1 protein-coding gene is annotated in these 2061 nt (G+C 66.9%); it reads right to left on the reverse strand.

What is annotated here, in order from left to right; translation table 11 throughout:
- Window positions 1–1670, reverse strand: a 1670-nt coding sequence (locus AC30N0_RS02345) for a heavy metal translocating P-type ATPase (protein WP_489516331.1), incomplete at its 3' end; no start/stop codon positions are given.
- Between the last annotated feature and the right edge of the window lie 391 nt (window positions 1671–2061).

Here is a 2061-nt window from a genome sequence, read left to right on the forward strand (position 1 = left end):
GCGAGCAGGACCTTGTTGCCCAGTGCTACCGGTCGTCCCTCGACCGAGCCGCTGACGCCTTTGCCGGTATGCGAGGCGAAGTCCGTCGTTCCAGCCAAAGCGAGACCGCGCTCCTCGGCCCCTTCGATGATGGCCGCAGCCAGGGGAAGCTCGCTGCCGCGCACCAGGGAGGCCGCCAGGCGCAGCACGTCGGCCTCGTCGACACCAGCCGCCGGGATGACGGCCGTCAGCTTGGGTTTTCCAAGCGTCAGCGTGCCCGTCTTGTCGACGACCAGCGTATCGATCTTCTCCATCAGCTCGAGCGCCTGCGCATTCTTGACCAGCACGCCCGCCGTCGCGCCGCGGCCGGTTCCGACCATGATCGACATCGGCGTGGCGAGGCCAAGGGCGCAGGGGCAGGCAATGATCAGCACCGCCACCGCGTTGACGATGGCGAAGCTCATCGCCGGCTCTGGGCCGAAGATCGCCCAGACGCCGAAGGAGAGGATCGCGATCAGCATAACCGCCGGCACGAACCAGGCCGAGACCTTGTCGGCTAGCGCCTGGATCGGCGCGCGAGAGCGCTGCGCCTCGGCCACCATGCGCACGATCTGCGAGAGCATCGTGTCCTGCCCGACGCGCTCCGCACGCATTAGCAGGCCCCCGGTGCCGTTTACGGTGGCACCGGTGACCTTCTCGCCGGGCACCTTCTCGACCGGAACCGGCTCGCCGCTGATCATCGACTCGTCGACGGAGGAACGGCCCTCGACGACGACACCGTCGACGGGGACCTTCTCGCCCGGCCGAATCCGCAGGAGATTGCCGGCATGGACGTGGCCGAGGTCGATATCTTCCTCGCGACCGTCCTCGCGGACGATCCTGGCCGTCTTCGGCGCCAGCCCCAGCAGTGCCCGGATGGCCTTCCCGGTCGCCGACCGCGCTCGAAGCTCCAGCACCTGGCCGAGCAGCACCAGGGTCGTGATTACCGCCGCCGCCTCGAAATAGACCGGCACCATGCCGCCCATCGTATGGAAGGAGGGCGGGAACAGGCTCGGCGCCAGAGTAGCAACCAGGCTGTACGAATATGCCACGCCGACACCGAGGCTGATCAGCGTGAACATGTTCAGATTGCGGCTCTTCAGCGACGCCCAGCCCCGCTCGAAGAACGGCCAGCCGCCCCAGAGCACCACCGGAGTGGCCAAAGCGAGCTGCACCCACACCAAGGTCCGCATCGGCAGCCAGTGCCAGCCGAGCAGCTCGGCGCCCATCGCGAGGACGAAGAGCGGCAGCGACAAAGCCGCGCTCACCCAGAAGCGGCGACTCATGTCGATCAGCTCGGGGTTCGGGCCTTCCTCGAGGGTCGGCATCTCGGGCTCGAGCGCCATACCGCAGATCGGGCAGCTCCCCGGTCCCACCTGACGGATCTGGGGATGCATCGGGCAGGTCCAGATCGCGCCTTCCGGAAGGTCCGCCGTCGCCGAGGGAGCCGGATGCAGATAGCGGTGAGAATCGGCGGCGAACTTCGTGCGGCAGCCGGCGCTGCAAAAATGGTAGGTCGTGCCGCCCGAGTCGAGATGATGATGCGTGGTCGCTGGATCGACCGTCATCCCGCAGACCGGGTCCTTCGCCGCCGCAGGCGGCAGCGCCCCGGCATGATCGTGATGTCCCGTATGATGATGGTGGGCGGCCACTTCACTCGTCCTTTGCAATGCGGAGCTCGCACTTCAGCGACAATCTCCTGGATCAGATTTCCGACTCACCGGCCTGCTCGGCAGGGGCGATTCGGCACCCTTGGACCCTGACATGCTGTTTGACATCATGTCAGAGTCAAGGCCGTTGGCGTTGTCGCCGGCGCCACATTGCGCGTCCGCCGCTATTCGTCGGCTTCACGCTGCAGTGCTTAGGCGTGCCCTTGACCTTCAACCATAGGATAGCCGGACGCCTCGTCGTCGCCGACCAGGTGAATTCTCCGGTTCGCGTCGGCCGTCGGCCAAGTTCAAGCATCCCGCTTCCGGGGGATGGCAGGGGCCGGTGACGCGGCGCGCCTATACGAGACCAGCGGGTGATGCCGCGTGGGCTGGG

The sequence above is a fragment of the Rhizobacter sp. genome (assembly GCF_031412495.1).
In the GTDB taxonomy this organism is placed as follows: domain Bacteria; phylum Pseudomonadota; class Gammaproteobacteria; order Burkholderiales; family Burkholderiaceae_C; genus Schlegelella_A.